Raw genomic sequence first — 23305 nt, forward strand, 5'->3', positions numbered from 1 at the left:
TGTGGGAAGAAAGGACGTTCCTCTTGGAAAAAAACCAACCCCCCCCCCCCCCTGCCCGCCCCCCCCCCCCCCCCCCAAGGGGATGGCCGGCAGGCCAGAGGGGGGTTGTGCCACCAGCTGGTGCTGGCCACTGAAATGGCGCAAGCGCCTCATAACCGTCACCATCGACCGCCGCATAAACTCCAATATCGAAATCGCGCTCGCCGCCATTCTCAAAGGCCGACAACGCCGCATGCTCGGCAAAGATTTCCGAGGGCGCGTCATAAGAAAACGCCTCGGCAAAGCCCATGCGCTTCGCGACCTCCGCCATCGCCCACCAGTCCGGCCGCGCCTCGCCGGGCGGTGGCAGAAAGGCGCGCTGGCGTGAGATGCGGCGCTCCGAATTGGTGACCGTGCCGTCCTTCTCGCCCCAGCCGGTGGCCGGCAATTTCACATGGGCGTGGCGGATGGTGTCGGTATTGGCTGCAATGTCCGAGACGACGACGAAGGGACAGGCGCGCAGCGCAGCTTCCACGGCGTCGGCATCGGGCATGGAATCTGCCGGGTTGGTGGCCATGATCCACAGCGCCTTGATGCGGCCATCGGCGACTGCGCGGAACATGTCGACCGCCTTCAGGCCCGGCCTTTCGGCGATTGCCGGCGACTTCCAGAAACGCTGCACGCGGTCACGATGCTGAGGGTTCTCGATCTCCATATGGGCAGCCAGCATATTGGCGAGCCCGCCCACCTCGCGCCCGCCCATGGCATTGGGTTGGCCGGTGACCGAGAACGGTCCCATGCCCGGCCTGCCGATGCGGCCCGTAGCCAGATGACAGTTGATGATGGCGTTGACCTTGTCGGTGCTGGAGGCCGACTGGTTGACGCCCTGGCTGTACACGGTGACCAGGCGCTGCGTGTTCGCGAACAGGGAATAGAACCGCGCGAGTGTTTCTTCCGAGATGCCCGTGCGATCGGAGACGGCGGCGAGATCAAGGGCTACAGCCGCTGAAAGCGCTTCTTCGAAACCATTCGTGTGCCGGCTAATATAATCGCGATTCAGACGCTCGCCGTCCGCTAGATAAGCGAGAAGTCCGGTGAAAAGCGCGGTATCGCCGTCGGGCGCGATGGCCAGATGCAGGTCGGCGAAGTCGGCAGTCATGGTGCGGCGCGGGTCGATCACCACAATCTTCATGCCGGGCCGCTTCTCCCTGGCCGCAACGATGCGCTGATAGAGCACCGGGTGGCACCAGGCGAGGTTGGAGCCGACCAGCACGATCAGGTCGGCAAGCTCCAGATCCTCATAGGTGCCGGGCACGGTGTCCGAGCCGAAGGCGCGACGATGGCCCGCGACCGAAGAGGCCATGCACAGCCGCGAATTGGTGTCGATATTGGCCGAGCCGACAAAACCTTTCATCAGCTTGTTGGCGACGTAGTAATCCTCGGTCAGCAACTGCCCCGAGACGTAGAACGCCACCGAGTCCGGCCCGTGTTCGGCGATTGCCTGCGAGAATTTCGTGGCGACGAGATCGAGCGCTTCATTCCAGCCGGCGCGACGGCCGTGGATTTCCGGATAGAGCAGGCGATCGCCGAGATCGAGGGTCTCGGCCAGCGCCGAGCCCTTGGAGCAGAGGCGGCCGAAATTGGCCGGATGGTCGGGGTCGCCGCGAACGGTTATCTCCCCGTCCGCGGCGACGCCCGCCAGCACGCCGCAACCCACCCCGCAATAGGGGCAGGTGGTCCTCACCTCGCGCGCTTCCTCCGTTTGCATGTCCTCACGCCGCCCGGTCTGCCAGCGCTTCCAGCGCGATGAACAGCCGTTCGCCGTCGACCCGCACCGGAATGGTTTTCACCGCGCCTTCATCCGCACCGAGCGCCTTGCCGGTTTCGAGCGAAATCACCCAGTTGTGCAGCGGGCAGGTAACTGCCGCGCCATGGACTATACCCTGGCTGAGCGGGCCGCCCTTGTGCGGGCAATGGTCCTCGATGGCGAATACCTGATCGTCAGCCGTGCGAAACACCGCGATCTTGCCTTGCGGCGTCGCCACGCAGCGCGCACCGCGCCGGGGGATATCGGTGATGGTGCCGATGGCGATCCAGTTCATGCTCACTCCGCGGCCTCCGCAAAACCCACCGAAGCCATCGGCCGGAACTCATGCTTGTCCTTGCCGGAAACGCGCTCCGACCATGGATCGACCTGGGCGAATTTCTGGGAGAAGACGAAGCGTTCGTAATAGGCGCGGCGCTTTTCGCCGTCGTCCATGATCTGGCGGCGGATTTCGTCGAAGCCGACGCGCTTGGCCCATTTGTAGATGCGCTCGAGATAGCGCGCTTGCTCGCGGTACATCTGCGTCAGCGCCACGATGTGTTCCAGCGCCTCGTCCTCGGTCTTGACCTGCCCCAGAACCTCGGTGCCCTTGATGTCGAGGCCGGCAGCACCGGCGAAATGGATTTCGAAGCCCGAATCCACACAGATGACGCCGACATCCTTGCAGGTCGCCTCGGCGCAGTTTCGCGGGCAGCCGGAAACCGCCATCTTCAGCTTTGCCGGCGTCCACGAACCCCACATGAATTTTTCGATGCGGATGCCGAGGCCGGTCGAATCCTGCGTGCCGAAGCGGCACCAGTCGGAGCCGACGCAGGTCTTCACGGTGCGCAGGCCCTTGGCATAGGCATGACCGGAGACGAAGCCCGCCTGCCCCAGATCGGCCCAGACGGCGGGCAGGTCCTCCTTGCGGATGCCGAGCATGTCGATGCGCTGGCCGCCGGTGACCTTGACCATCGGGATATCGAACTTGTCGACCACATCGGCAATGGCGCGCAGCTCGCTGGAATTGGTGACGCCGCCCCACATGCGCGGCACCACCGAATAGGTGCCGTCCTTCTGGATGTTGGCGTGGACGCGCTCGTTGATGAAGCGCGACTGATAGTCGTCGGCATATTCGTCCGGCCAGTCGGCGACGAGATAGTAATTCAGCGCCGGCCGGCATTTGGCGCAGCCGCAGGAGGTCTGCCATTCCAGCTCCTGCATGACCGCCGGAATGGTCTTCAGGCCCTTCGCCTTGATCAGGCGGCGCACCTCGTCATGGCCGAGCGCGGTGCAGGAGCACATGGGCTGCACGGCGGCGGGGTTATATGTGTTGCCCAGTGTCAGCACCATCAGCTTCTCGACCAGCCCGGTGCAGGAGCCGCAGGAAGCGGAAGCCTTGGTGTGAGCGCGCACGTCGTCCAGCGAAGTCAGCGCTTTGGCAGTGATCGTGCTGGTGATCTTGCCCTTGCAGACGCCGTTGCAGCCGCAGATTTCCGCATCATCCGGCAAGGCTGCAACGGCCGCCATAGGGTCCAGCGGTGACCCTCCCTGATAGGCCTGGCCGAAGATGAGCGTTTCGCGCATCTCCGAGATGTCGGTGCCCTTCTTCTTCAGGTCGTTGAACCACGCGCCATCGGCAGTCTCGCCATAGAGCACGGTGCCGATGATGCGGTTGTCCTTCAGCACAAGGCGCTTGTAGACGCCGGCAGAGGCATCGCGCAGCACGATTTCCTGCCGGTCGTCGCCATCGGCGAAATCGCCGAGCGAGAACAGGTCGATGCCGGTGACTTTCAGCTTGGTCGGCGTGTCGGAATGGACGAAGCTGGCCCCTTCCTCGCCGGCAAGCCGTGCCGCCGTCACCCGCGCCATCTCATAGAGCGGCGCGACGAGGCCATAGACCTGCCCGCCGACCTCGGCGCATTCACCGAGCGCAAAAATGGCGGGATCGGAGGTCTGCATGCCGGCATCGACGACGATGCCGCGATTGACCTCCAGGCCGGCATCCTTTGCCAGAGCCGCATTGGGCCGGATGCCAACCGCCATCACCACCAGCGTTGCCGGAACGATGGTGCCGTCGGCAAGCTCGATGCCCTCGACCTTGCCGTTGCCGACAATCGCCTTGGTGTTGGCCTTGGTCATCACCTTGATGCCGCGTTCCTCCACCGCCTTCTGCAAGAGATAGCCGGCCGCCGGGTCGAGCTGGCGTTCCATCAGCGTCGGCATGACATGCAGCACGGTGACGTCCATGCCCTGCATGGAAAGCCCTGCCGCCGCCTCCAACCCGAGCAGGCCGCCACCAATCACCACCGCTTTGGCCCGCGATTGCGCCGCCAGCAGCATGGCCTGAACATCGTCGAGATCGCGGTAGGACAGAACGCCCGGCAGATCGTGGCCGGGAACGGGGATGATGAAGGGCACCGAGCCGGTGGCGATAACCAGCCGGTCGTAGCTTTCGGTGACGCCGTGGTCGGAGGTCACGGTCCTGGCCGCGCGATCGATGGCGACGATCTTGTGGCCCTTATAGAGCGTCACGCCATTGGCGACGTACCAGCCGTCGCCGTGGATGACGATTTCCTCGAAGGTTTTTTCGCCCGACAGAACGGGCGAGAGCATGATGCGGTCGTAATTGACGCGCGGCTCGGCGTTGAAGATCGTGACGTCGAATTGGCCCGGCGCCTTCTCGAACAGATGCTCCAGCATCCTGCCCGGCGCCATGCCGTTGCCAATGATGACGAGTTTCTCGGTCATGATTCTACTCCGCCGCTTCCACGAAGCGATGACGCTCGTAAAGGAATTTCAGCACCGCCTCGCGGCAGCGCAGATAGGTTCGATCGGAGGCGAGTTCGACGCGCTTGCGTGGCCTGTCGAGCGGCACGTCGAGCACCTCGCCGATGCGGGCTGCGGGACCGTTGGTCATCATGACGATGCGGTCGGAGAGCAGCACGGCCTCGTCGACATCGTGGGTGATCATGATCATCGTGTTGCCGAGCCTAGCGTGGATATCCATCACCGCATCCTGCAGATGCGCCCGCGTCAGCGCGTCGAGCGCGCCGAACGGCTCATCGAGCAGCAGGATCTTCGGTTCCATGGCGAGCGCGCGGGCGATGCCGACGCGCTGTTTCATGCCGCCGGAAATCTCGGCCGGGCGCTTATCGGCGGCATGGGCCATCTGCACGAGGTCGAGATTGCGCATGATCCAGTCATGCCGCTCGGCTTTGGTCCTGGTCGAGCCGAAGACCTTGGCAACCGCGAGGTTGACGTTTTCGTAGACGGTGAGCCAGGGCAGCAGGCTATGGTTCTGGAACACCACGGCGCGCTCGGGACCGGGGCTGTCGACCTCCTTGTCCTCGAGCAGCACGGCGCCGGCGGATACCTTGGTCAGGCCGGCGATGAGGTTGAGCAGCGTGGACTTGCCGCAGCCGGAGTGGCCGATGATGGACACGAACTCGCCCTGGTCAATGCCGAGCGTGATGCCCTTCAGCACTTCGGTGCGGGTGCCGCCACGGGTGAAGGACTTGTCGATGTGATCGAGCTTCAGATAGGGCTTCATGATGTTTTTCCTCAGCTCGCGGATGTGCCGCGTGTGACGAAGGCGCCGACCGCCGCAACCAGCCGGTCGAGCATGAAGCCGACCACGCCGATATAGACGAGCGCCACGATGATGTCGGGCAGGCGCGAGGAGTTCCACGCATCCCAGATGAAGAAGCCGATGCCGACACCGCCGGTGAGCATTTCGGCGGCAACGATCGCCAGCCAGGACAGGCCGATGCCGATCCTGAGGCCTGTGAAAATGTAAGGGGCAGCTGCCGGCACCATGATCTTGAAGAAGAACTCGACCGGGTTGAGCCGCAGAATCTGCGCGACATTGCGATAATCCTGCGGGATGTTCCGGACGCCGACCGCCGTGTTGATGATCACCGGCCAGATGGCGGTGATGAAGATGACGAAAAGGGCTGCCGGATTGGAATCGCGGAAGGCTGCGAGCGCAAGCGGCAGCCAGGCAAGCGGCGGCACCGTGCGCAATATCTGGAACACCGGGTCCAGTCCGCGCATGGCCCAGACCGACTGGCCGATCAAGGCCCCGATCGCCACGCCAACGACGGCCGCGAGCCCGAAACCGACCGCGACGCGCTGCAGCGAGGCAAGGATGCGCCAGCCGAGGCCGACATCCTGCGGACCGAAGTTGAAGAAGGGATGGACGATCAGGTCATAGGCCTCGCTCCATACCTGCGTGGGCGGCGGCAGGCTGGCGCCGGGCGACGAGCAGGCCGCTTCCCAGACCAGCAGGATGACGAGAACGACGACGACCGGCGGCAGAACCGCGGATGCGACGCGACGGGCAAGTGCGGCGGCATCGAAGCGCGACGATGGCTTCGCGGGCAACGCGACCACTTCGGACGGCCGGGGCGGGGCGTCCATTTCGGCGGCATGCTCCTTGAGAGCGTGTACGGTCATACAAAAAACTCCAGGGGATCGTTGCGGCGCGGCGGGTGACCGCGCCGACGGGATCAGGACGCGACCTTGATCGAAAGCGATTCGAGATAGGCGGATGGGTTTTCGGGATCGAAGACCTTGCCGTCGAAGAAGGTTTCCGGGCCACGCGACGTTGAGGCCGGAATATCGGCTTCGGCCACTCCAAGCTCCTTCGCCGCCTCGCGCCACAAATCCTCGCGGTTGACCTGCCCGACCAGCGCCTTGATGTCGGTGTCGGGCGCGAACTTGCCCCAGCGGATGTTCTCGGCGAGGAACCAGCTTTCGTGGCTGCGGAACGGGTAGGAGACGCCGCCCTTCCAGAACTTCATGTAGAGGTCGGTGCCGGTGGCGACGCGGCCATTGCCATAATTGATATCGCCCTTGAGGCGGCCGATGATATCGGCTGGCGGCACGTTGAACCATTGCCGCTTGCCGAGGATGGCGCTCATCTCTTCCTTGTTTTCCATGGCATCGCACCATTGCTGGGCTTCCATGACGGCCATCAGCATGGCCTTCACCGCGTTCGGATTCTTCTCGATGAAATCAGCGCGCAGGCCGAAGGTCTTTTCGGGATGGCCCTTCCACAGCTCGCCCGTCGTAGCGGCGGTGAAGCCGATGCCCTGATGCACGAGCTGCTCGTTCCACGGCTCGCCGACGCAGAAGGCATCCATATTGCCGACCTTCATGTTGGCGACCATCTGCGGCGGCGGCACGACGATGGTGGAGACATCCTTGTCCGGGTCGATGCCGCCGGCGGCCAGCCAGTAGCGAATCCAGAGGTCATGGGTGCCGCCCGGGAAGGTCATGGCAACCTTCACATCCTTGCCTTCGGCCTTCTTCCTGGCGAAGGCTTCCTTGAGTTTCGAGGAGTCCAGCGTCACGCCGGTTTCGGCATATTCCTGCGCGACCGAGATACCCTGGCAGTCGTAATTGAGCCGCGCCACGATCGCCATCGGCAGCGGCTGGTTGTTTTGCGTCACCTTGCCGGTGTGCATGAGATAAGGCATTGGCGTCAGTATGTGCGCGCCGTCGATGCCATTGGCTTCTCCGCCGAGAACGAGATTGTCACGCGTTGCGCCCCAAGAAGCCTGCTTCAGCACCTCGACATCGGGCATGCCGTGCTTTTCGAAGAAACCCTTTTCCTTGGCGACGATCAGCGGCGCGGCGTCCGTCAGCGCGATGAAGCCGAGCTTGGCGCCGGTCACTTCCGGAGCGGAGGTCGCCGCATAGGCGCCCGACGGGAAAAGCTTGCGGGCAGCTATGAACATGGCCGCCGTGGTTGCGCTGCTGACGAGAAAGTCGCGGCGCGTCAGCGCCTTCAGGGGTGATCCAGTCTCGATCCGTTTCGTCATCGGTGTCTCCGGCTGGGCGCGGGGAGGATCGCGCCATCGATTGCGTGTTCGGTTCGGTCAAAAACAAAAAAGCTGCCGGCCAAGTCGCCGCGTCCGTACATCCGGGATCGCGTCTTCCTGATCGGCAGCTTTGCCTGTGGCGCCCGTCATTGGACGCCTGTTCCGTGACCCGAGGGCCTGTTGTTAGTGAAGCAGGAACCGTGCCAGTTTTGAGGACCAGCTAATTCAGCAATGGAATCAAGGAAATTTCTTCAGCAGGTGAATGCGGCGGCAAATTACGCCGTTCACGCATTAGCCACACGGAATGTGCAATCGCACAAAAATTGTGCAGTGCATCATCATGCGCAAGAAATGCTCAGGCGTGCGCGACTGCAAATTTCTGCGTCGCCAGATAGTCGTCGATGCGATCGGGATCGAAGATGCCGCCATCGAAGAAGCCATCGGGGCCAAGGATAAGACTGGCGCCGGCCGAGCCGACCGGTGTGGCTGTGGTCAGCGCCCCCTCGACCTTGGCATTCGCCCCCGGCAGTGCGACTCCAAGCGGCTTGAGAGCCGCGCGGTAGAGATCGGGGCGATAGCAGTTGCGGGCAATCTCAGCGTTCTCAAGTGTGTGGGCGATATCGCCCCAGCGCACCATCTGCGTGTAGAACCACAGAGCGTGGCTCTTCCACGGAAAGCTTGCTGCCTTGTCGAACGGCAGAAAAAAGTCGTCCACGGTCAGTTCGGCACCACCGCCGAGCGCGAGACGTCCGGTCAGGACCGGCATCTGCAGCTCCGGCGAAAGGCCGAGAAATGCCGGCTGCGCCATCAGGGCGGCCAGTTCGCCGCGATTTGCCGGGTCCTGGCACCAGCGTGCCGCGTGGTGCAAAGCGCGCAGCAGGGCCGCAAGCGCCTCCGGCTGCTTTTCGGCCCATGCCCTGCGCACGCCCAGCACCTTCTCCGGGCTGTTCCGCCAGATCCTGGCCTTGACGGTTGCGATATGGCCGGTGCCGGCGACGACCGAGGCGCTGTTCCAGGGTTCGCCGACGCAGTAGCCGTCGATGCGGCCGGCGGCGAGCGCATCGGCCATGAAGGGCGGCGGCACGATGACGATCTCGATATCGCGCGAGGGATCGATGCCGCAGGCGGCGAGCCAGTAGCGCAGTTCGTAGTTGTGCCCCGAATGGGGATGCACGACCGCAAAGCACAGCGGGTCGCGACCTGCCTGCGCCCGTTCGCGGATCAGCGCGCCCAATGCCTTGCCCGTTCGCTCCGGGTCGAGATCGGGCAGAGCGCCGTGCGCTGCCATGCCGGCCCACACCTCGTTCGAAACCGTCACGCAATTGCCGCCGAGCCCGAGCGCGAATGGCACGATGGTGTCGGAGGCCAGCGGCGACAGCCCGAGATTGCAGGCAATCGGCATCGGCCCCAGCATATGCGCCAGATCGAAATGCCCGATCGCGATGCGGTCGCGGATATTGGCCCACGAGGTTTCGCGGTTCAGCGTCAGGTCGACGCCTTCGCGTGCCGCGAAGCCCATCTCCCTGGCGGTGACGAGCACTGCACTGTCAAAGAGCGGCATGAAGCCGGCGTTGATCTGGTGTTCAAAACCCATCTTCAACTCTCCCCCGGACCCAAGAGGTCGGCAGCGGTGACAAGGCTTTGGGCGATGTCGCTGATCTTGCGGTTTTGGTTCATGGCGGTCTTGCGCAGCAGCGTGTAGGCAGCGTCCTCAGACAGCCCGCGCGACTTCATCAGGATGCCCTTGGCACGGTCGATGACCTTGCGGTTCTCGAGTTCGTTCCTGGCTTCCTCCAGCTCCCGCGACATGCGCGAAAAGGCATTGAAACGGCTCACCGCCATATCGAGGATCGGCTTCACCCGCTCCTGCCGCAGCCCATCGACGACATAGGCCGAAACGCCGGCGTCGACAGCAGCCTCGATCGAGGCCTGGTCGGAACGGTCGACGAACATGGCGATGGGCCGCTTCACCACGCGCGAAAGCTGGAACATGTTCTCCAGCATGTCGCGGTTGGGGTTTTCCAGATCGATGACGATGACGTCCGGCTCGATCTCGGCGATCCGCCGGGCGATGCCGGTCACATCATGAACGACCGTAACCTGCTCATGGCCCGCCTCCCGCAACCCCGCCTCGATGATGGAAGCGCGGATGCGGTTTTCGTCGATCACAAGGACGGCGAGGGTTTTTCGGACCATGCCGCATTTTGCGCAGTTGCCGCGATTGTGCAATGCGGCATCATGAACGGACGTGAGCCGTCCGTCGCGGAGCCTTTGGTTCCAATGAACCTATGATCCGTGCCTGCATGTAACATAAGTCTTTGATTTTATTGGCGCACCCGACAGGATTCGAACCTGTGACCTCTGCCTTCGGAGGGCAGCGCTCTATCCAGCTGAGCTACGGGTGCCTGGCTGAAACGAAGACCTTCGTTTCAGAAATTCCCGGTCGGGCAACGCCCGGCTGACCGCTTCATAGCCGAAGCGCTGGCAGGCTTCAACGGGCAAATGAAACTGCGCGGCCTCCGATCGCAGAAGTCACAGGTTCGATGCCGGTCCGGCGATACGCACGCTGGTCTTTGCAATTGGTATGCCGTCAGATGGCACTGAGCCTTATGATGGAGGGGCGCAACACGTATGGGAGGGTGTTCAGCGCCCGCCGCTTCGGCTATTCGGATTGGACTGAAGTGCAGGGGAGGCTGAATGCGGGCGCTGATCGCGAAGTTTGCGGCGGAGATCGTTCTCCTGTTTGCCCGCGCCGTCACAGCTGTCAGGGCGACCTGGCATGAAAGCGGGTTGCCGCGGCGCCGGTCCGTCTATTTCGCCAACCATTCCAGCCACGGTGATTTCGTTCTGATCTGGACCGTGCTGCCGCCGCGCCTGCGCCGGCGGGTGCGGCCGGTTGCCGGGGCCGATTACTGGCTCAGATCGAAGCTCACCAGCTTCATCGGCCGCGATGTTTTCAACGCCGTGCTGATCCAGCGCGATCGCGATGAACGCAAGGACGATCCCGTCGCGATGATGGCACAGGCCCTGGACGAAGGCTCGTCTCTCATCTTCTTTCCCGAAGGCACGCGCAACCAGACGGATGCGCAGCTGCTGCCCTTCAAGAGCGGCCTGTTCCATCTGGCGACCGCAAAGCCGGATGTCGATCTGGTGCCGGTCTGGATCGCCAATCTCAACCGGGTGATGCCGAAGGGCGAATTCGTGCCCATACCGCTGATCTGCACGGTGACCTTCGGCGCGCCGATGCGCCTGATCAGTGGCGAGGCCAAGGAAGCATTCATCGAGCGGGCGCATGCCGCGCTGCTTGCGCTTTCCCCGAAACAGGCAGGCGGCAGCGAATGAGCGCGACCCAATACGACATGTTCCTACTGGTCCTCGGCATATGCGGGGTCCTGCTCGTCGCCTCGCTTGTCGGCTACGTGCTGCAACGGCGGCTGTCGCCGGACGGGTCGAACGCGGCCATCGAAAACCTCAATTCCCGTATCAATGCCTGGTGGGTCATGGCGATCCTGATCGCCATCGCATTCGTCGCCGGCCGCATCGGCGTGCTCATCCTGTTCGCCTTCTGCTCGTTTGCGGCGCTGCGCGAGTTCGTGACCCTGACCAATACGCGGCGCGCCGACCACTGGGCGCTGGCAACCGCCTTCTTCGTCGTCCTGCCGGTGCAGTATTTTCTGCTGTGGACCGAGGATTACGGCATCTTCTCCATATTCATCCCCGTCTATGCCTTCCTCTTGATGCCCATCATCGCCGTCATGCGCGGCGACACGCAGCATTTCCTCATCCGTATCTCCGAGGTGCAATGGGCGCTGATGATCTGCGTCTTCTGCGCCTCGCATGTGCCGGCGCTGCTGACCTTGCATATCCCCGGCTATGAAGGCCGCAACGTGCTGCTGATCGCCTTCCTCGTCATTGTCGTGCAGCTCAGCGACGTCCTGCAATATGTCTGGGGCAAGCTGTTCGGCCGCACCAAGATCGCGCCCAATCTCTCGCCGTCCAAGACCGTCGAAGGCTTCGTCGGCGGGGTTGCCAGCGCGACGCTGATCGGCGCCGGCCTGTGGTGGATAACGCCGTTCACGCCCATTCAGGCCGGCGTGATGGCCCTGGTCATCACCCTGATGGGTTTCTTCGGCGGGCTGGTCATGTCGGCGATCAAGCGGGATCGCGGCGTCAAGGACTGGGGAAATCTGATCGAGGGCCATGGCGGCCTCATCGACCGGCTGGATTCGGTCGTCTTTTCGGCCCCGATCTTCTTCCATCTCACCCGCTACTGGTGGGCGGCATGATGACGGCGCGGCTGCGCGCGCTTGCCGGCAGCGGTGTCGTTCATGTCGTCTTCGCCTTCGTGGCGATGGGCGGCTGGGCCGTTTTCGCCAATCGCATGCACCCCATGCCGCGCCCGCTTTTCGCCGGCATCGTCCAAGGCGCACTTTCCGCTGTGCTGACGCTCTGCCTGAAATCGATCATCGACGCGCTCTCGCGGCGGTTCAGTGGCTTCACCGGCCTGTGGGCGCCTCCGCTCATCGCCTGCCTCGCGACGACCGGCATTCTCGTCACCGTTCACGCTCTAAGCGGCACGCCCGAAATTCTGCGGACCATCGCCGTGCCGCTGATCGTGTCCACGACCTATGCGGCGACCTACAATTATTCGATCTTCCGGCAAGGGATGAGATGACCATGGACAAGGGCGACCGCAGGCCGCTGGCAAGCCGCAACACGCGCTGGGCACAGACGATCGCCAAGCGCATGGCCGCACTTTCGATCACCCCCAATGCCATTTCGCAGGCAAGCATTGCCGCTGCTGCGGCGGCTGGCCTGGCCTTCTGGATTGCCGGGGAAACCAGCGGCACCGTGCGCAGCCTGCTGCTGGTCGCAGCCGCGCTGTTTTGCCAGCTTCGCCTGCTGTGCAATCTGTTCGACGGAATGGTCGCCATGGAAGGCGGCAAGGCCGAGGCGGACGGGCCGTTCTGGAACGAATTTCCCGACAGGATCGCCGACATCCTCATCCTGGCCGGGATCGGCTACGGCATCGGCGCACCGAGCCTCGGCTGGGCGGCTGCGACCTTTGCCGTGCTGACTGCCTATGTCCGCGAACTTGGCCGCGCCAATGGCGCACCGAGCGATTTTGCAGGCCCGATGGCCAAGCAGCACCGCATGGCCGTCGTCACCGCCGGAGCCCTGTTTTCCGCCATGGAATTCCTCTGGCATGGCAGGAACGAGGTGTTGACGCTCGCGCTCTCGATCGTGGCGATCGGCGCTGCCCTGACCGCGCTTCGCCGGGCCCGCCGGCAGATGCGATGGCTGAAGGGACGCAGGGCGTAGCCAATCCTTGCCCTGGCGTCGCCTTGCGCTATTGCGTCGCGACGCCCAGGCTTGCCTGCGGCAGGTAGCGATCGATCAGCTGCTCGACCTCGGCATTGCGGCTGCGCGCCGTGTCGCCGCCCATCACGACGACCACCAGCTTGCGGCCACCGGAGTTCACCGAAGTCACGATGTTGAAGCCGGAAGCGCGGATATAGCCGGTCTTGATGCCGTCTACACCGCTGACCCGGCCGAGCAGATCGTTGTGGCCGCGGATCGTCTTGCCGTTGAAGGCAAAGGAGGTGGCGGAGAAATAGCCGTAGTGCTGCGGGAAGCGCTTGCGCAGGGCGATACCGAGCAGCGCCATGTCGCGCGCCGTGCTGCGCTGCGCCTCGTCAGGCAGGCCTGACGCGTTGTTGAAGAAGGTGCCGCGCATGCCGAGCTGGCGCGCCTTGGCCGTCATCATCGAGGCGAAACGCTCTTCCGTGCCGCCGAGCGCTTCGGCGACCGCCACGGCCACGTCGTTGGCCGACTTGGTGCAAAGCGCGCTGATCGCCGATTCGACATCGATCGACTGACCCGGCTTCAAACCGATCTTCGACGGCGGGCGCGACGCAGCAAAGGCCGACACCGGTATCTGCGATGATTTCGACAGCTTTCCGCTCTCCAGCGCCTCGAAAAGCATATAGAGCGTCATCATCTTGGTGAGCGAGGCCGGATAGCGTGCGGCTTCCGAGTTCTGCTCGTAGAGCACCTTGCCGGTGCTGCCGTCGACGACGATCGCCGCGTGCTTCGGCGAAAGGTTCTGCTGCGGCGCCTGCACCGTGTTCAGCGTGCCGGTGGTGGAACAGCCGGCAAGCAGGCCCAGTGCGAGGAAAAGGGCTGCCACCATGCGCAGAGGCGATGAAAGATGATGAGAGGCGATCGGCAAGAAGGCTACCTGATTGAAACGCGAGGACGACTGAGACGACGAACCCCTCGCGTTACAGCCTTGCCCAAATTATCGCAATCAAGGTTTCCGGTCCATTAACCTGCGGCGGACCTGTCGCCGCAGGCATATTGCATCACGCGAAGGTTTGAAATTTTGCCGATAACGCAGCAGAATAGGAGCCATTCCAAGCAAATGGAGGCACGATGTCCGAAATAGCGACAATAGCCGCCACGATCTTCAAACGCGCGGCCAAGGGCAAACGGTTTGTCGTGGCCATCGCCGGTGCGCCGGGAGCGGGCAAATCGACAATCTCGGAACAATTGCGCGATCTTCTGCCCGAGGGATCGGCGGTCGTGGTGCCGATGGACGGCTTCCACTATGACGACGTCATTCTCCATCAGCGCGGGTTGCGGTCGCGCAAGGGCGCACCGGAAACCTTCGACTATGCCGGTTTCGAGGTGCTGCTGCGCCGCATCCATGCGGCCGAGCCGGATATCGCCATTCCCGTCTTCGACCGCAGCATGGAGCTTTCGCGCGCCGCCGCGTCCATCATCGGCTCGGACGTCAAGTTCGTGCTGGTGGAAGGCAATTACCTTCTTCTCGACGAAGCGCCATGGAGCGGCCTTGCCCCACTTTTCGATTTCGGCATCTTCATCGACGTTGCGCGCCAGGAGCTGGAACGCCGCCTGCTGCAGCGCTGGCATGAGCACGGCAAATCGGACGAGGACGCTCGGGCATGGGTCGCCTCCAACGACATGCCGAATGTCGATCGCGTGCTGAAAAGCCGCCGCGCCGCCGATCTGGTGATCTAGAGAAAACTGCCTACTGGAACAAAAGCCGGCTTCGTTCATTTTCCGTTCGCGGCAACCGTGCCGTGTGAGAGGACTGGAATGATGGCGACCAAGAAGGCATCTCCAAAAACCGGCAAGCAAGCAGCGGCCAAGACGGGCGCGGCAGCAGCCCTTGCCGAACGCACGAAGGACACCAAGAAGGCGGCCAAAGCGCCTGCTGCGAAAGCGCCGGCGGCGCCAAAAGCAGCGGCGAAGAAGCCTGCAACCGCCAAAGCCGCAGCTGTCAAAACCACAGGCAGCAAGGCTGCCAAGGCAGTGACGGCAACCAAGGCGGCGGCCAAGAAAGCGACCGCCAAGGCCAGCAGCAAGGCAGCAAGCGTCAAGGCACCGGCGGCGGTAAAGGCTGCTCCAGCCAAAGTGGCTGCAACTGTAAAAGCCAAGGCCCCCGCAGCGGCAAAAGCGGCGGCGAAGAAGCCCGCAGCAGCAAAGCCCAAGGCGCCGGTAGCAAAAGCGAAGTCGACCGTTGCGAAGGCCAAGGCGGGTGCCGAATCCATCGGCACGAAGGTTCTGCGCGGGGTCAAGGACACGGCAACGGTTGCCGTCGGGCTTGCAACCGTCGTGGCCGGCAAAGTCACCGGAAAGACGAAGGCAAAAGCCAGGTAGCTTTCCGCTTCGCGTCGGAACCGGCTGGCGCCGACGCTTCAATCAATTTCACAAGCGGCTTTCCGAGGAAACGCCGCCACGTTGTTTTTATGGCCTAGCCTCTGGCGGGTATTTCGAGGCCCGCCTTCACTGCAGGGCGCGCCAAGCCGCGCTCCAGCCAGGCCGCGACATTCGCGAAATCGTCGAAACCGACGAGTTCGCGCGCTTCATAGAAGCCGATCAGGTTGCGCACCCAGCCAAGCATCGAGATGTCGGCAATCGTGTAATCATTGCCCATGACCCATTTGCGGCCAGCCAGACGCCTGTCGAGCACACCGAGCAGGCGCTTGGATTCGTCGCGATAGCGCTCCAGCGGACGCTTGTCCTCGATCGCCCGCCCGGCGAATTTGTGGAAGAAGCCGAGCTGTCCGAATATCGGCCCGATGCCCGCCATCTGGAAAAACACCCACTCGATCGTCTCGTAGCGCCCGATCGCATCGGCGGGGATCAGCTTGCCGGTCTTTTCGGCGAGATAGAGCAGGATCGCACCGGATTCGAACAGGCCGATCGGCTTCCCGTCCGGGCCGTTCGGATCGACGATCGCCGGGATCTTGCCGTTCGGATTGAGCGACAGGAATTCCGGGGTCCAGCTCTCGTCCTTGCCGATATTGACGGCATGGGCCTCGTAGGGAAGTCCCAGCTCCTCGAGCGCGATCGAAACCTTCACGCCGTTCGGCGTCGGAAAGGAATAGAGCTGAATGCGGTCCGGATGCTTGGCGGGCCAGCGGGCAGTGATCGGGAAAGCGGAAAGATCGGTCATGGGAAGATCCTTGGGAGGGATTTTGGGGGAGAGGATGCGTGTTGGCAGATAAGCACAGGCAGCCGCATCATCAATAAGGCGGCCGCGCCGATTTCACGCCGGTTTGAAGGCAAGCACCGCATTGGTGCCGCCGAAGGCAAAGCCGTTGCTGATCGCCGCGCGCACGTCGCGTTCCCGTGCCACATTCGGCGTCACGTCGAGATCGCAGGCTGCGTCCTTCTCGCGATAATTGGCCGTCGGCGGCACGATGCCTTCGCGGATGGCCATGACGCAGGCGATCATTTCGAGCCCGCCCGATGCGCCCATGCAATGGGCGTGCATGGATTTGGTCGATGAAACCGAAAGCCGGTCGGCATGCGCGCCGAAAACACGGCGGATGGCGGTCGTTTCGATCTCGTCATTGGCCTTGGTGCCGGTGCCATGGGCGTTGATGTAGTCGACATCCTCCGGCTTCAGTCCGGCATCGGCAAGGCAGGCTTGCATCGCCGAGACCGGACCTTCGATAGTCGGGGCAACGATATCGCTTGCGTCGCCGGACATGCCGGCGCCGGCGAGTTCCGCCAGAATGGTCGCGCCGCGTGCCACGGCATGTTCATAGGTTTCAAGCACGGCCATGCCGGCGCCTTCGCCGATCACCAGCCCGTCACGATCGGCTGAGAACGGCCTGCAGGTTTCGCGGGCCAGCGCGCGCAGCGCCTCCCAGCCCTTGAGAACACCGTAGACGAGCGGGGCATCGGTGCCGCCGGCGATCATGACGTCGGCGCGACCGAGGCGAAGCTGGTCGGCAGCCGCGGAAATGGCATGGTTGGAGGAGGCGCAGGCAGAGGTTACGCCAAACACCGGGCCACGCAGGCCGTAGGACATGCTGACCTGGCCAGCAGGTGCCCCCGGCATGATTTTCGGAACCGTGAAGATAGCGGCACGCGATTTGCCTTCGAGCAGAACGGCGCGATAATTCTCTTCGGCCGTCTCAGCCCCATAAATGCCTGTGCCGACAATGGCGCCGATGCGCGCCGTGTTCGCCTGGTCCACCACGAGGCCGGCCTGGCGGATGGCTTCGCCGGCCGCGATAACAGCCAGCAGGCTGAACCGGTCCATCGTGACGAGGCGCTTCCTGTCGAGGTCGTGGTCGGGCAGTTCCTTGATCTCGGCGCCGATGCGTACCTTCAGCTCGTGAAGCGGCGCCGTGGTGATCTCGCCGATGCCCGAGCGGCCGGCCCGCATCGCGCCCCATATTGCCGGCACGCTGGTGCCAAGTGCGCATAGCCCGCCCAGGCCGGTGATGACGATACGCGGGCGCGCCATGTCAGGCTTTTTTTGCGATCAGTTCGCGCACGGCCTCGACCATGTCGCCGACATTCTTGAGATTGCTCCAGGCTTCGACCGTATTCATCTCGATGTCGATGCCATAGGCTTCCTCGAGATCGAAGATGATCTCCGTCAGCTCGAGCGAATGGATGCCCAGCGCGGTGAGTTCGGTCTCGGGCGTTACTTCGCCACCATCCGGCTCCGCATGAACCTTGATCTTGTCGATAATGTCCTGGGCCAGCTGATCCGCCAACACGCCTCTCCCCAAATTCCCGGCGTTTGCCCAAGTCAAAACGCCTATTTATGTCGTTGCGCTTCGAAACGAGCGACTGCAAAGCATCTGCAAGTGCCAAAACAGGCAAAAACGGCAAGAAGCTGCTTCTCTCTATAGAAAGCGAAAGCCCATCAGGCAACAAGTCATATCTCGACAAACCCATTGCGACGGTTAGGCTGTACTGCGAAAGAGCAACCTCATGCCATCAGAAACGATAGAACCCGTCGATCGTTCCCTTCAGCGCGTCGCAGCCAGCGCCCGGCTGTCGGCCAGTTTTATCGACGGGCGCACGCGCCTTGCCCGGCTCTATCAGGACGGTGCTGCCAAGATACGCATGCCGCAGACCCACGGCGGCCCGCTGGAAGCGATCCTGATCAACACGGCCGGCGGATTGACCGGCGGCGACCGGATCGGCTGGGAGATCGCCATCGGCGCGGGCGCCAGAGCCACCATCACCACGCAAGCCTGCGAAAAGGTCTACAAGGCAAATTCCGGCCGCGCCGAAGCCTCGGTGAAACTTTCCGTCGCCGCCGGTGGCAGAATCGCGTGGCTGCCGCAGGAAACGATCGTCTTCGAACGTGCGGCCTTCATGCGCAGGCTCGATGTCGAGCTCGCCGACGACGCCGAGGCATTGATCGTCGAGGCGACGATTTTCGGGCGGCTGGCCATGGGCGAAAGTGCTGCAAACGGCACTTTTCATGACCGCTGGCGCATCAGAAGCGACGGACGAATGGTTCATGCCGAGGATTTTGCCATTGGACCGAAAATCGCCAACACGCTGGCGCGTTCGGCGGTGACGGGCGGCGACATCGCGGTGGCCACGCTGCTTCTCATCGCCCCGGAACCAGAACGGCTGGTGGAACCCGCCCGCACCATCATCGGCGATCAGGGCGGCGCCAGCGCTTGGCGGGTCGGCAAAACTGGCAAGCTTCTTGCGAGGCTTCACGCTGGGGACGGCTACAGCCTGCGCAAGCGGCTGGTGCCGCTCATCGAATTGCTCAACGGGCAGGCAGGCTTGCCAAAAGTTTGGTCACTTTAGGGAATTTCGAAACAGCATGAACCTGACGCCGCGCGAAAAAGACAAGCTGCTGATCGCCATGGCGGCGATCGTGGCCCGCAAAAGACTGGAACGCGGCGTCAAGCTCAACCACCCCGAAGCCATCGCCCTGATCACCGATTTCGTCGTCGAAGGCGCGCGCGACGGGCGCTCGGTTGCCGAGTTGATGGATGCCGGCGCCCACGTCATAGGCCGGGCGCAGGTCATGGAAGGCATCGCCGAGATGATCCACGACGTACAGGTCGAGGCGACCTTTCCCGACGGCACCAAGCTGGTGACCGTGCACGAACCGATACGCTGAAACCACGGCAGGGAGGCCGCCATGCTGGAACTTCGTCCCAATTGCGAATGCTGCGACAAGGACCTGCCGCCGGAGAGCGGCGAGGCCATGATCTGCACCTTCGAATGCACCTTCTGTGCCGGTTGCGCGCAAAATGTGCTCGGCGGCGTCTGCCCCAATTGCGGCGGCAACTTTTCCCAGCGCCCCAGCCGCCCCGCGGCAATGCTGCAGAAATACCCGGCTTCGACCAAGCGCGTGCTGAAGGCCGAGGGTTGTCCGCCGGCCCGCAAGGTTGCGTAAGATTTCATTGAGAACCGTCAGGAACCAATATGATGTTCAGGAAAATCTCCATCGCAGCGCTGGCATTGGCCGCAAGTGCCGCCCCGGCCTTCGCACATCTCAACCCGGCCGAGCACGGCTCCTTCATGGCGGGCGTTTCGCATCCGCTATTCGGCGTCGATCATATCCTGGCAATGGTCGCGGTCGGCCTCTGGGCAGCGCAGCTCGGCACGCGCAAAGGCTTTGAAAGCGCGCGCTGGCTGGTTCCCGCAGCTTTCGTCAGCACCATGACGATCGGTTTTGCGGCTGCAATCATGGGCGCACCCCTCCCCTTCGTCGAACCGGTGATCCTCGCCTCGGTCGTGGTCATCGGCCTGCTCGCGGCGATGTCGCTGAACGTGCCGACCTGGGCAGGGATGATCATGGTCGGCTTCTTCGCCTTTTTCCACGGCCATGCGCATGGCGGCGAGCTCGGTTCGGCGGGTGCTCTTTCCTTCGGCATCGGCTTCGCGCTCTCAACGGCACTGCTTCATGCGGCAGGCATAGGCATCGGCCTAGGCTTTGGCCGCCTGCTCGGCGGAGAAACCGGCCGGATCGTCACGCGCCTAGCAGGTGCCGCCACCGCGCTCGGCGGCGTGTGGCTCGCGGTCGCCGGTTAAGGGGACATTTTATGATACCCGGCGAAATCATCACGGCTGAGGGCGATATCGAGCTGAACAAGGGGCTGCCGACGGTGACGCTGAAAGTGGCGAACACAGGCGACCGCCCCATCCAGGTCGGCAGCCACTATCATTTCTTCGAAACCAACGAAGGGCTACGCTTCGACCGCGAGAGCGCGAGAGGTATGCGGCTCGACATTGCCGCCGGCACCGCAGTGCGCTTCGAGCCCGGCCAGGAACGCGACGTCACGCTGATCCCGCTCGGCGGCAAGCGGGAGGTTTATGGCTTTCGGCAGAAGATCATGGGCGCGCTCTGAAATGCAGCGCGCCGCTGCTTCTATCCGTTTTGATGGAAGAGGATGCCAGTCCTTAGCGGCTCGGCTTGGCGGCGGCGTAGATGATTACGCTCTTGCCACCGTCGAACTCGACCGCGACCACGTCGCGCATCAGCACGGCACGCGAATCGATGGCGTGGAACAGCATGGCGTTGCCTTCCAGCTCCTTGCGCAGGTCGACGACTTCCTTCTCATGTTCCTTGAATTTGGCATCGATTTCCGGCGGCAGGCCGTTTTCGGCAGCATCCGGCAGGAAGACGATGTCGACCTTGTCGAGGTTGGAGGTCTTGCGCACCTCGCTGGTGGTGGCGAGCGTGTTCTCGATGGCCGCGATGATCCGCTCCGGCTGCGCTTCGGCGCTGGCCTGTTCTTCCTGGACGTCGGAACCGATGATCGTGTCGATGGCCTTCTGGCTTTCGAGCCCTTGCGCCATCAGCGCCATGTTGGGCGCGCAGGCGGCAAGAAAAAATGCGAAGACCGCGATAACATGCATCCATTTCGCGTCGCGGGTCATCGTAAGCGTCATTCGGTGCTCCTTGAATTCCATTTCGAGCCCGGTCCTCCACGGGCGTCGCCATCCAAACGGCTAGTCTATGGCAGCGGTTCCGTGAATGCGACGGTTTGTTGCGCTTCGGCCTTTTCCGGCATGGCCAATCACGGCAGCCGGCGCAATCATAGGCCTGTTTGCGGCAACACCGAGGTGCCCCCCGCCGCAAGGCATGGCGGGCATGCCCGCCGGCAAAAGGCGTCAGCTCGCCTTCTTGGTGATCAGCGTCAGAGCGCCGTCCTTGGCCATGCTGGCGGCAATCACCTGAGCCGAGGTCAGGCCCTTGGCTTCGAGCGCCGACTTGATCTGCGGCGTGGCGTCGATCGAGCTGCGCAACTGCTTGAGATCGTCGTCGCTGCGCTGCGCCACAACCGTATTGACCTGCGTCTGGGTTTCCTTCGGCAGTTCGTTGATGTCGACGACGGTAACGCTCTGGATCGTCGGAGCAGCCGACTGGCTTTCGGGCGCGGCCGGAGCCGAGGGCGCGGCAGCCGGCGGCTGGGCAGGCTGCTGCTGCGCACTGGCAGCGGTGGCGGCCATCATCGCAGCACTCGCCGCAAGAATCATTATTTTCCGCATGGATTTCCCTTTCCATCGTTTTGCAAAACGTCATCTCACGATGACTCGGCCACCTCACCTGCCGAATGGGCCAAGAACCTGCCGTTCATCGGGTCATTGCGAGGCGATACGGTGGCAGGAATGTGGACCGTGCCCTTCGCCAACCCTCTCGCCTGCAGGAATTTCCGATGACAAAAATCTCCCGCGCCGCCTATGCCCGCATGTTCGGCCCGACCGTCGGCGACAAGGTGCGGCTGGCCGACACCGAGCTCTTCATCGAAGTTGAAAAAGACCTCACCACCTATGGCGAGGAAGTAAAATTCGGCGGCGGCAAGGTCATTCGCGACGGCATGGGCCAGAGCCAGGTTTCGCGCGCGCAGGGCGCGGTCGACACCGTCATCACCAACGCTTTGGTGGTCGATCACAGCGGCATCTTCAAGGCTGATATCGGCCTTAAAAGCGGGCGCATCGCAGCCATCGGCAAGGCCGGCAACCCGGACACGCAGGCCGGCGTCACCATTATCATCGGCCCCGGCACGGAAATCATAGCCGGCGAAGGAAAGATCCTGACCGCCGGCGGCATGGACGCGCATATCCACTTCATCTGCCCGCAGCAGATCGAGGAAGCGCTGATGAGCGGCATCACCACCATGCTCGGCGGCGGCACCGGCCCGGCGCACGGCACGCTGGCGACGACCTGCACGCCCGGCCCGTGGCACCTCGCGCGCATGATCCAGTCCTTCGACGCCTTCCCGATGAATATCGGCCTGTCGGCCAAGGGCAACGCCTCGCTGCCGGCGGCAATCGAGGAGATGGTGCTGGGCGGCGCCTGCTCGCTGAAGCTGCACGAGGACTGGGGCACGACGCCTGCGGCCATCGACTGCTGCCTCACGGTTGCCGACGAATATGACGTGCAGGTGATGATCCACACCGACACGCTGAACGAGAGCGGCTTCGTCGAAGACACGGTCGGCGCCTTCAAGGGCCGCACCATCCACGCCTTCCACACCGAGGGTGCGGGGGGCGGCCATGCGCCCGACATCATAAAAGTCTGCGGCCTGCCCAACGTTATCCCGTCCTCGACCAATCCGACGCGGCCCTACACGGTCAACACCATTGCCGAGCATCTCGACATGCTGATGGTCTGCCATCACCTATCGCCGTCGATCCCGGAAGACATCGCCTTCGCTGAAAGCCGCATCCGCAAGGAAACGATCGCGGCGGAAGACATTCTGCACGATATCGGCGCCTTCTCGATCATCTCGTCCGACAGCCAGGCCATGGGCCGCGTCGGCGAGGTGGCGATCCGCACCTGGCAGACCGCCGACAAGATGAAGCGCCAGCGCGGCAGTCTGCCCCAGGAAACCGGCGACAACGACAATTTCCGGGTGCGCCGCTACATTTCCAAATACACGATCAATCCGGCCATCGCGCATGGCCTGTCGAAGGAAGTCGGCTCGATCGAGGTCGGCAAGCGCGCCGATCTGGTGCTGTGGAACCCGGCCTTCTTCGGCATCAAGCCGGACATGGTGCTGATCGGCGGCATGATCGCGGCTGCCCCCATGGGCGACCCCAACGCCTCGATCCCGACACCGCAGCCGGTGCATTATCGCCCGATGTTCGGGGCTTACGGGAAGGCGATGACGAATTCCTCCGTCACTTTTGTTTCAAAAGCGTCGCTGGATGCCGGGCTTCGCGAAAAGCTCGGCGTCGACAAGCAGATGATCGCGGTGGAAAACACGCGCGGCGGCATCGGCAAGCATTCCATGGTGCTGAACGACGCCACCCCGCATGTCGAGGTCGATCCCGAAACCTACGAAGTGCGCGCCGACGGCGAATTGCTGACCTGCCAGCCGGCGACGGTACTGCCGATGGCGCAGCGCTATTTCCTGTTCTAGGGATAGCTTCGCAA

The 23305-nt window shown here is 63.3% G+C and carries 26 protein-coding genes and 1 tRNA gene; 12 read left to right on the plus strand and 15 right to left on the minus strand.

All coding sequences use genetic code 11. The features are described from left to right. From WBQ96_RS17920 to WBQ96_RS17960, 9 genes are all read right to left on the minus strand, one after another. On the minus strand, positions 1-1747 hold a 1747-nt coding region (locus WBQ96_RS17920; RefSeq protein ID WP_337035907.1), incomplete at its 3' end, for a molybdopterin-dependent oxidoreductase. 4 nt (positions 1748-1751) lie between these two features. Further along, a complete protein-coding gene (gene nirD / locus WBQ96_RS17925; RefSeq protein WP_336552520.1) occupies positions 1752-2081 on the minus strand; it encodes a nitrite reductase small subunit NirD in 330 nt (109 codons plus the stop codon). Between the two features lie 2 nt (positions 2082-2083). Beyond that, a complete protein-coding gene (nirB, locus tag WBQ96_RS17930) occupies positions 2084-4534 on the minus strand; it encodes a nitrite reductase large subunit NirB (RefSeq protein ID WP_336552446.1) in 2451 nt (816 codons plus the stop codon). 4 nt (positions 4535-4538) lie between these two features. Continuing rightward, the gene (locus WBQ96_RS17935) at positions 4539-5336 is read right to left on the minus strand and encodes an ABC transporter ATP-binding protein (RefSeq protein WP_336552448.1); all 798 of its coding nucleotides are present in this window, start codon (positions 5334-5336) and stop codon (positions 4539-4541) included. A gap of 11 nt (positions 5337-5347) precedes the next feature. Beyond that, complete coding sequence (gene ntrB, locus WBQ96_RS17940) at positions 5348-6241, minus strand: nitrate ABC transporter permease (protein WP_336552450.1); 894 nt, start codon at positions 6239-6241, stop codon at positions 5348-5350. Positions 6242-6294: 53 nt separating this feature from the next. After that, a complete protein-coding gene (locus WBQ96_RS17945) occupies positions 6295-7611 on the minus strand; it encodes a CmpA/NrtA family ABC transporter substrate-binding protein (RefSeq protein WP_336552452.1) in 1317 nt (438 codons plus the stop codon). A 355-nt stretch (positions 7612-7966) separates the two neighbouring features. Beyond that, positions 7967-9205, minus strand: a complete 1239-nt coding sequence (locus WBQ96_RS17950) for a CmpA/NrtA family ABC transporter substrate-binding protein (protein ID WP_336552454.1) — start codon at positions 9203-9205, stop codon at positions 7967-7969. Between the two features lie 2 nt (positions 9206-9207). Beyond that, entirely contained in the window at positions 9208-9807 is a 600-nt protein-coding gene (locus WBQ96_RS17955) for an ANTAR domain-containing response regulator (protein WP_336552457.1), read from the minus strand. 132 nt (positions 9808-9939) lie between these two features. Next, a tRNA-Arg gene (locus WBQ96_RS17960) sits at positions 9940-10016 on the minus strand. Positions 10017-10308: 292 nt separating this feature from the next. Here WBQ96_RS17960 and WBQ96_RS17965 point away from each other — a divergent pair. Genes WBQ96_RS17965 through WBQ96_RS17980 form a run of 4 tightly spaced genes read left to right on the plus strand, consistent with a single transcriptional unit; the run spans position 10309 to position 12933 of the window. Then, entirely contained in the window at positions 10309-10953 is a 645-nt protein-coding gene (locus WBQ96_RS17965) for a lysophospholipid acyltransferase family protein (protein WP_336552458.1), read from the plus strand. Beyond that, positions 10950-11897 (plus strand): phosphatidate cytidylyltransferase, encoded by a 948-nt coding sequence (locus WBQ96_RS17970; RefSeq protein ID WP_336552459.1) that lies wholly within the window; start codon positions 10950-10952, stop codon positions 11895-11897. Before WBQ96_RS17965 ends, WBQ96_RS17970 begins: the two co-directional genes overlap by 4 nt. After that, a complete protein-coding gene (locus WBQ96_RS17975; protein ID WP_336552521.1) occupies positions 11897-12286 on the plus strand; it encodes a hypothetical protein in 390 nt (129 codons plus the stop codon). The genes WBQ96_RS17970 and WBQ96_RS17975 overlap by 1 nt, the downstream gene beginning before the upstream one ends. Next, on the plus strand, positions 12283-12933 hold the full coding sequence (locus WBQ96_RS17980) for a CDP-alcohol phosphatidyltransferase family protein (RefSeq protein ID WP_336552460.1): 651 nt from the start codon (positions 12283-12285) through the stop codon (positions 12931-12933). Before WBQ96_RS17975 ends, WBQ96_RS17980 begins: the two co-directional genes overlap by 4 nt. Positions 12934-12961: 28 nt before the next feature. Here WBQ96_RS17980 and WBQ96_RS17985 read toward each other — a convergent pair whose 3' ends face one another. Then, positions 12962-13804, minus strand: a complete 843-nt coding sequence (locus tag WBQ96_RS17985) for a D-alanyl-D-alanine carboxypeptidase family protein (protein WP_336552522.1) — start codon at positions 13802-13804, stop codon at positions 12962-12964. Positions 13805-14046: 242 nt separating this feature from the next. On the opposite strand from WBQ96_RS17985, the gene WBQ96_RS17990 reads away from it, so the two are divergent. Then, positions 14047-14655 carry a nucleoside triphosphate hydrolase gene (locus tag WBQ96_RS17990; RefSeq protein ID WP_165119078.1) on the plus strand — a complete coding sequence of 203 codons (609 nt, stop codon included), beginning with the start codon at positions 14047-14049 and terminating at the stop codon, positions 14653-14655. 78 nt (positions 14656-14733) lie between these two features. Beyond that, on the plus strand, positions 14734-15297 hold the full coding sequence (locus WBQ96_RS17995) for a hypothetical protein (RefSeq protein WP_336552461.1): 564 nt from the start codon (positions 14734-14736) through the stop codon (positions 15295-15297). 94 nt (positions 15298-15391) lie between these two features. Here WBQ96_RS17995 and WBQ96_RS18000 read toward each other — a convergent pair whose 3' ends face one another. From WBQ96_RS18000 to WBQ96_RS18010, 3 genes are all read right to left on the minus strand, one after another. Then, entirely contained in the window at positions 15392-16096 is a 705-nt protein-coding gene (locus WBQ96_RS18000) for a glutathione S-transferase N-terminal domain-containing protein (protein ID WP_336552462.1), read from the minus strand. 93 nt (positions 16097-16189) lie between these two features. Beyond that, positions 16190-17401: a beta-ketoacyl-[acyl-carrier-protein] synthase family protein gene (locus WBQ96_RS18005; RefSeq protein WP_336552464.1), complete on the minus strand. Its 1212-nt coding sequence runs from the start codon at positions 17399-17401 to the stop codon at positions 16190-16192. A gap of 1 nt (position 17402) precedes the next feature. Continuing rightward, positions 17403-17657 carry an acyl carrier protein gene (locus WBQ96_RS18010; protein WP_336552466.1) on the minus strand — a complete coding sequence of 85 codons (255 nt, stop codon included), beginning with the start codon at positions 17655-17657 and terminating at the stop codon, positions 17403-17405. 220 nt (positions 17658-17877) lie between these two features. Between WBQ96_RS18010 and WBQ96_RS18015 the strand changes: the two genes are divergently transcribed. The 5 genes from WBQ96_RS18015 to WBQ96_RS18035 are packed head-to-tail and all read left to right on the plus strand — an operon-like array spanning position 17878 to position 20270. Next, positions 17878-18717, plus strand: coding sequence for an urease accessory protein UreD (locus WBQ96_RS18015; RefSeq protein WP_336552467.1), 840 nt, complete (start codon positions 17878-17880; stop codon positions 18715-18717). 16 nt (positions 18718-18733) lie between these two features. Next, complete coding sequence (locus tag WBQ96_RS18020; RefSeq protein ID WP_336552469.1) at positions 18734-19036, plus strand: urease subunit gamma; 303 nt, start codon at positions 18734-18736, stop codon at positions 19034-19036. A gap of 21 nt (positions 19037-19057) precedes the next feature. Continuing rightward, a complete protein-coding gene (locus WBQ96_RS18025; protein WP_336552471.1) occupies positions 19058-19315 on the plus strand; it encodes a DUF1272 domain-containing protein in 258 nt (85 codons plus the stop codon). Between the two features lie 32 nt (positions 19316-19347). Beyond that, entirely contained in the window at positions 19348-19953 is a 606-nt protein-coding gene (locus WBQ96_RS18030; protein WP_336552523.1) for a HupE/UreJ family protein, read from the plus strand. An 11-nt stretch (positions 19954-19964) separates the two neighbouring features. Further along, positions 19965-20270 carry an urease subunit beta gene (locus WBQ96_RS18035; RefSeq protein ID WP_165119084.1) on the plus strand — a complete coding sequence of 102 codons (306 nt, stop codon included), beginning with the start codon at positions 19965-19967 and terminating at the stop codon, positions 20268-20270. A 52-nt stretch (positions 20271-20322) separates the two neighbouring features. Here WBQ96_RS18035 and WBQ96_RS18040 read toward each other — a convergent pair whose 3' ends face one another. Beyond that, on the minus strand, positions 20323-20814 hold the full coding sequence (locus WBQ96_RS18040; RefSeq protein WP_165119085.1) for a hypothetical protein: 492 nt from the start codon (positions 20812-20814) through the stop codon (positions 20323-20325). A gap of 222 nt (positions 20815-21036) precedes the next feature. Next, positions 21037-21414 (minus strand): hypothetical protein, encoded by a 378-nt coding sequence (locus WBQ96_RS18045; RefSeq protein ID WP_336552473.1) that lies wholly within the window; start codon positions 21412-21414, stop codon positions 21037-21039. 167 nt (positions 21415-21581) lie between these two features. Here WBQ96_RS18045 and ureC point away from each other — a divergent pair, with 167 nt between their 5' ends. After that, complete coding sequence (gene ureC / locus WBQ96_RS18050; RefSeq protein ID WP_336552475.1) at positions 21582-23291, plus strand: urease subunit alpha; 1710 nt, start codon at positions 21582-21584, stop codon at positions 23289-23291. Positions 23292-23305: the final 14 nt, after the last annotated feature.

Origin of the sequence: Mesorhizobium sp. CCNWLY176 (genome assembly GCF_037153935.1) — a bacterium.
GTDB lineage: Bacteria > Pseudomonadota > Alphaproteobacteria > Rhizobiales > Rhizobiaceae > Mesorhizobium_M > Mesorhizobium_M zhangyense.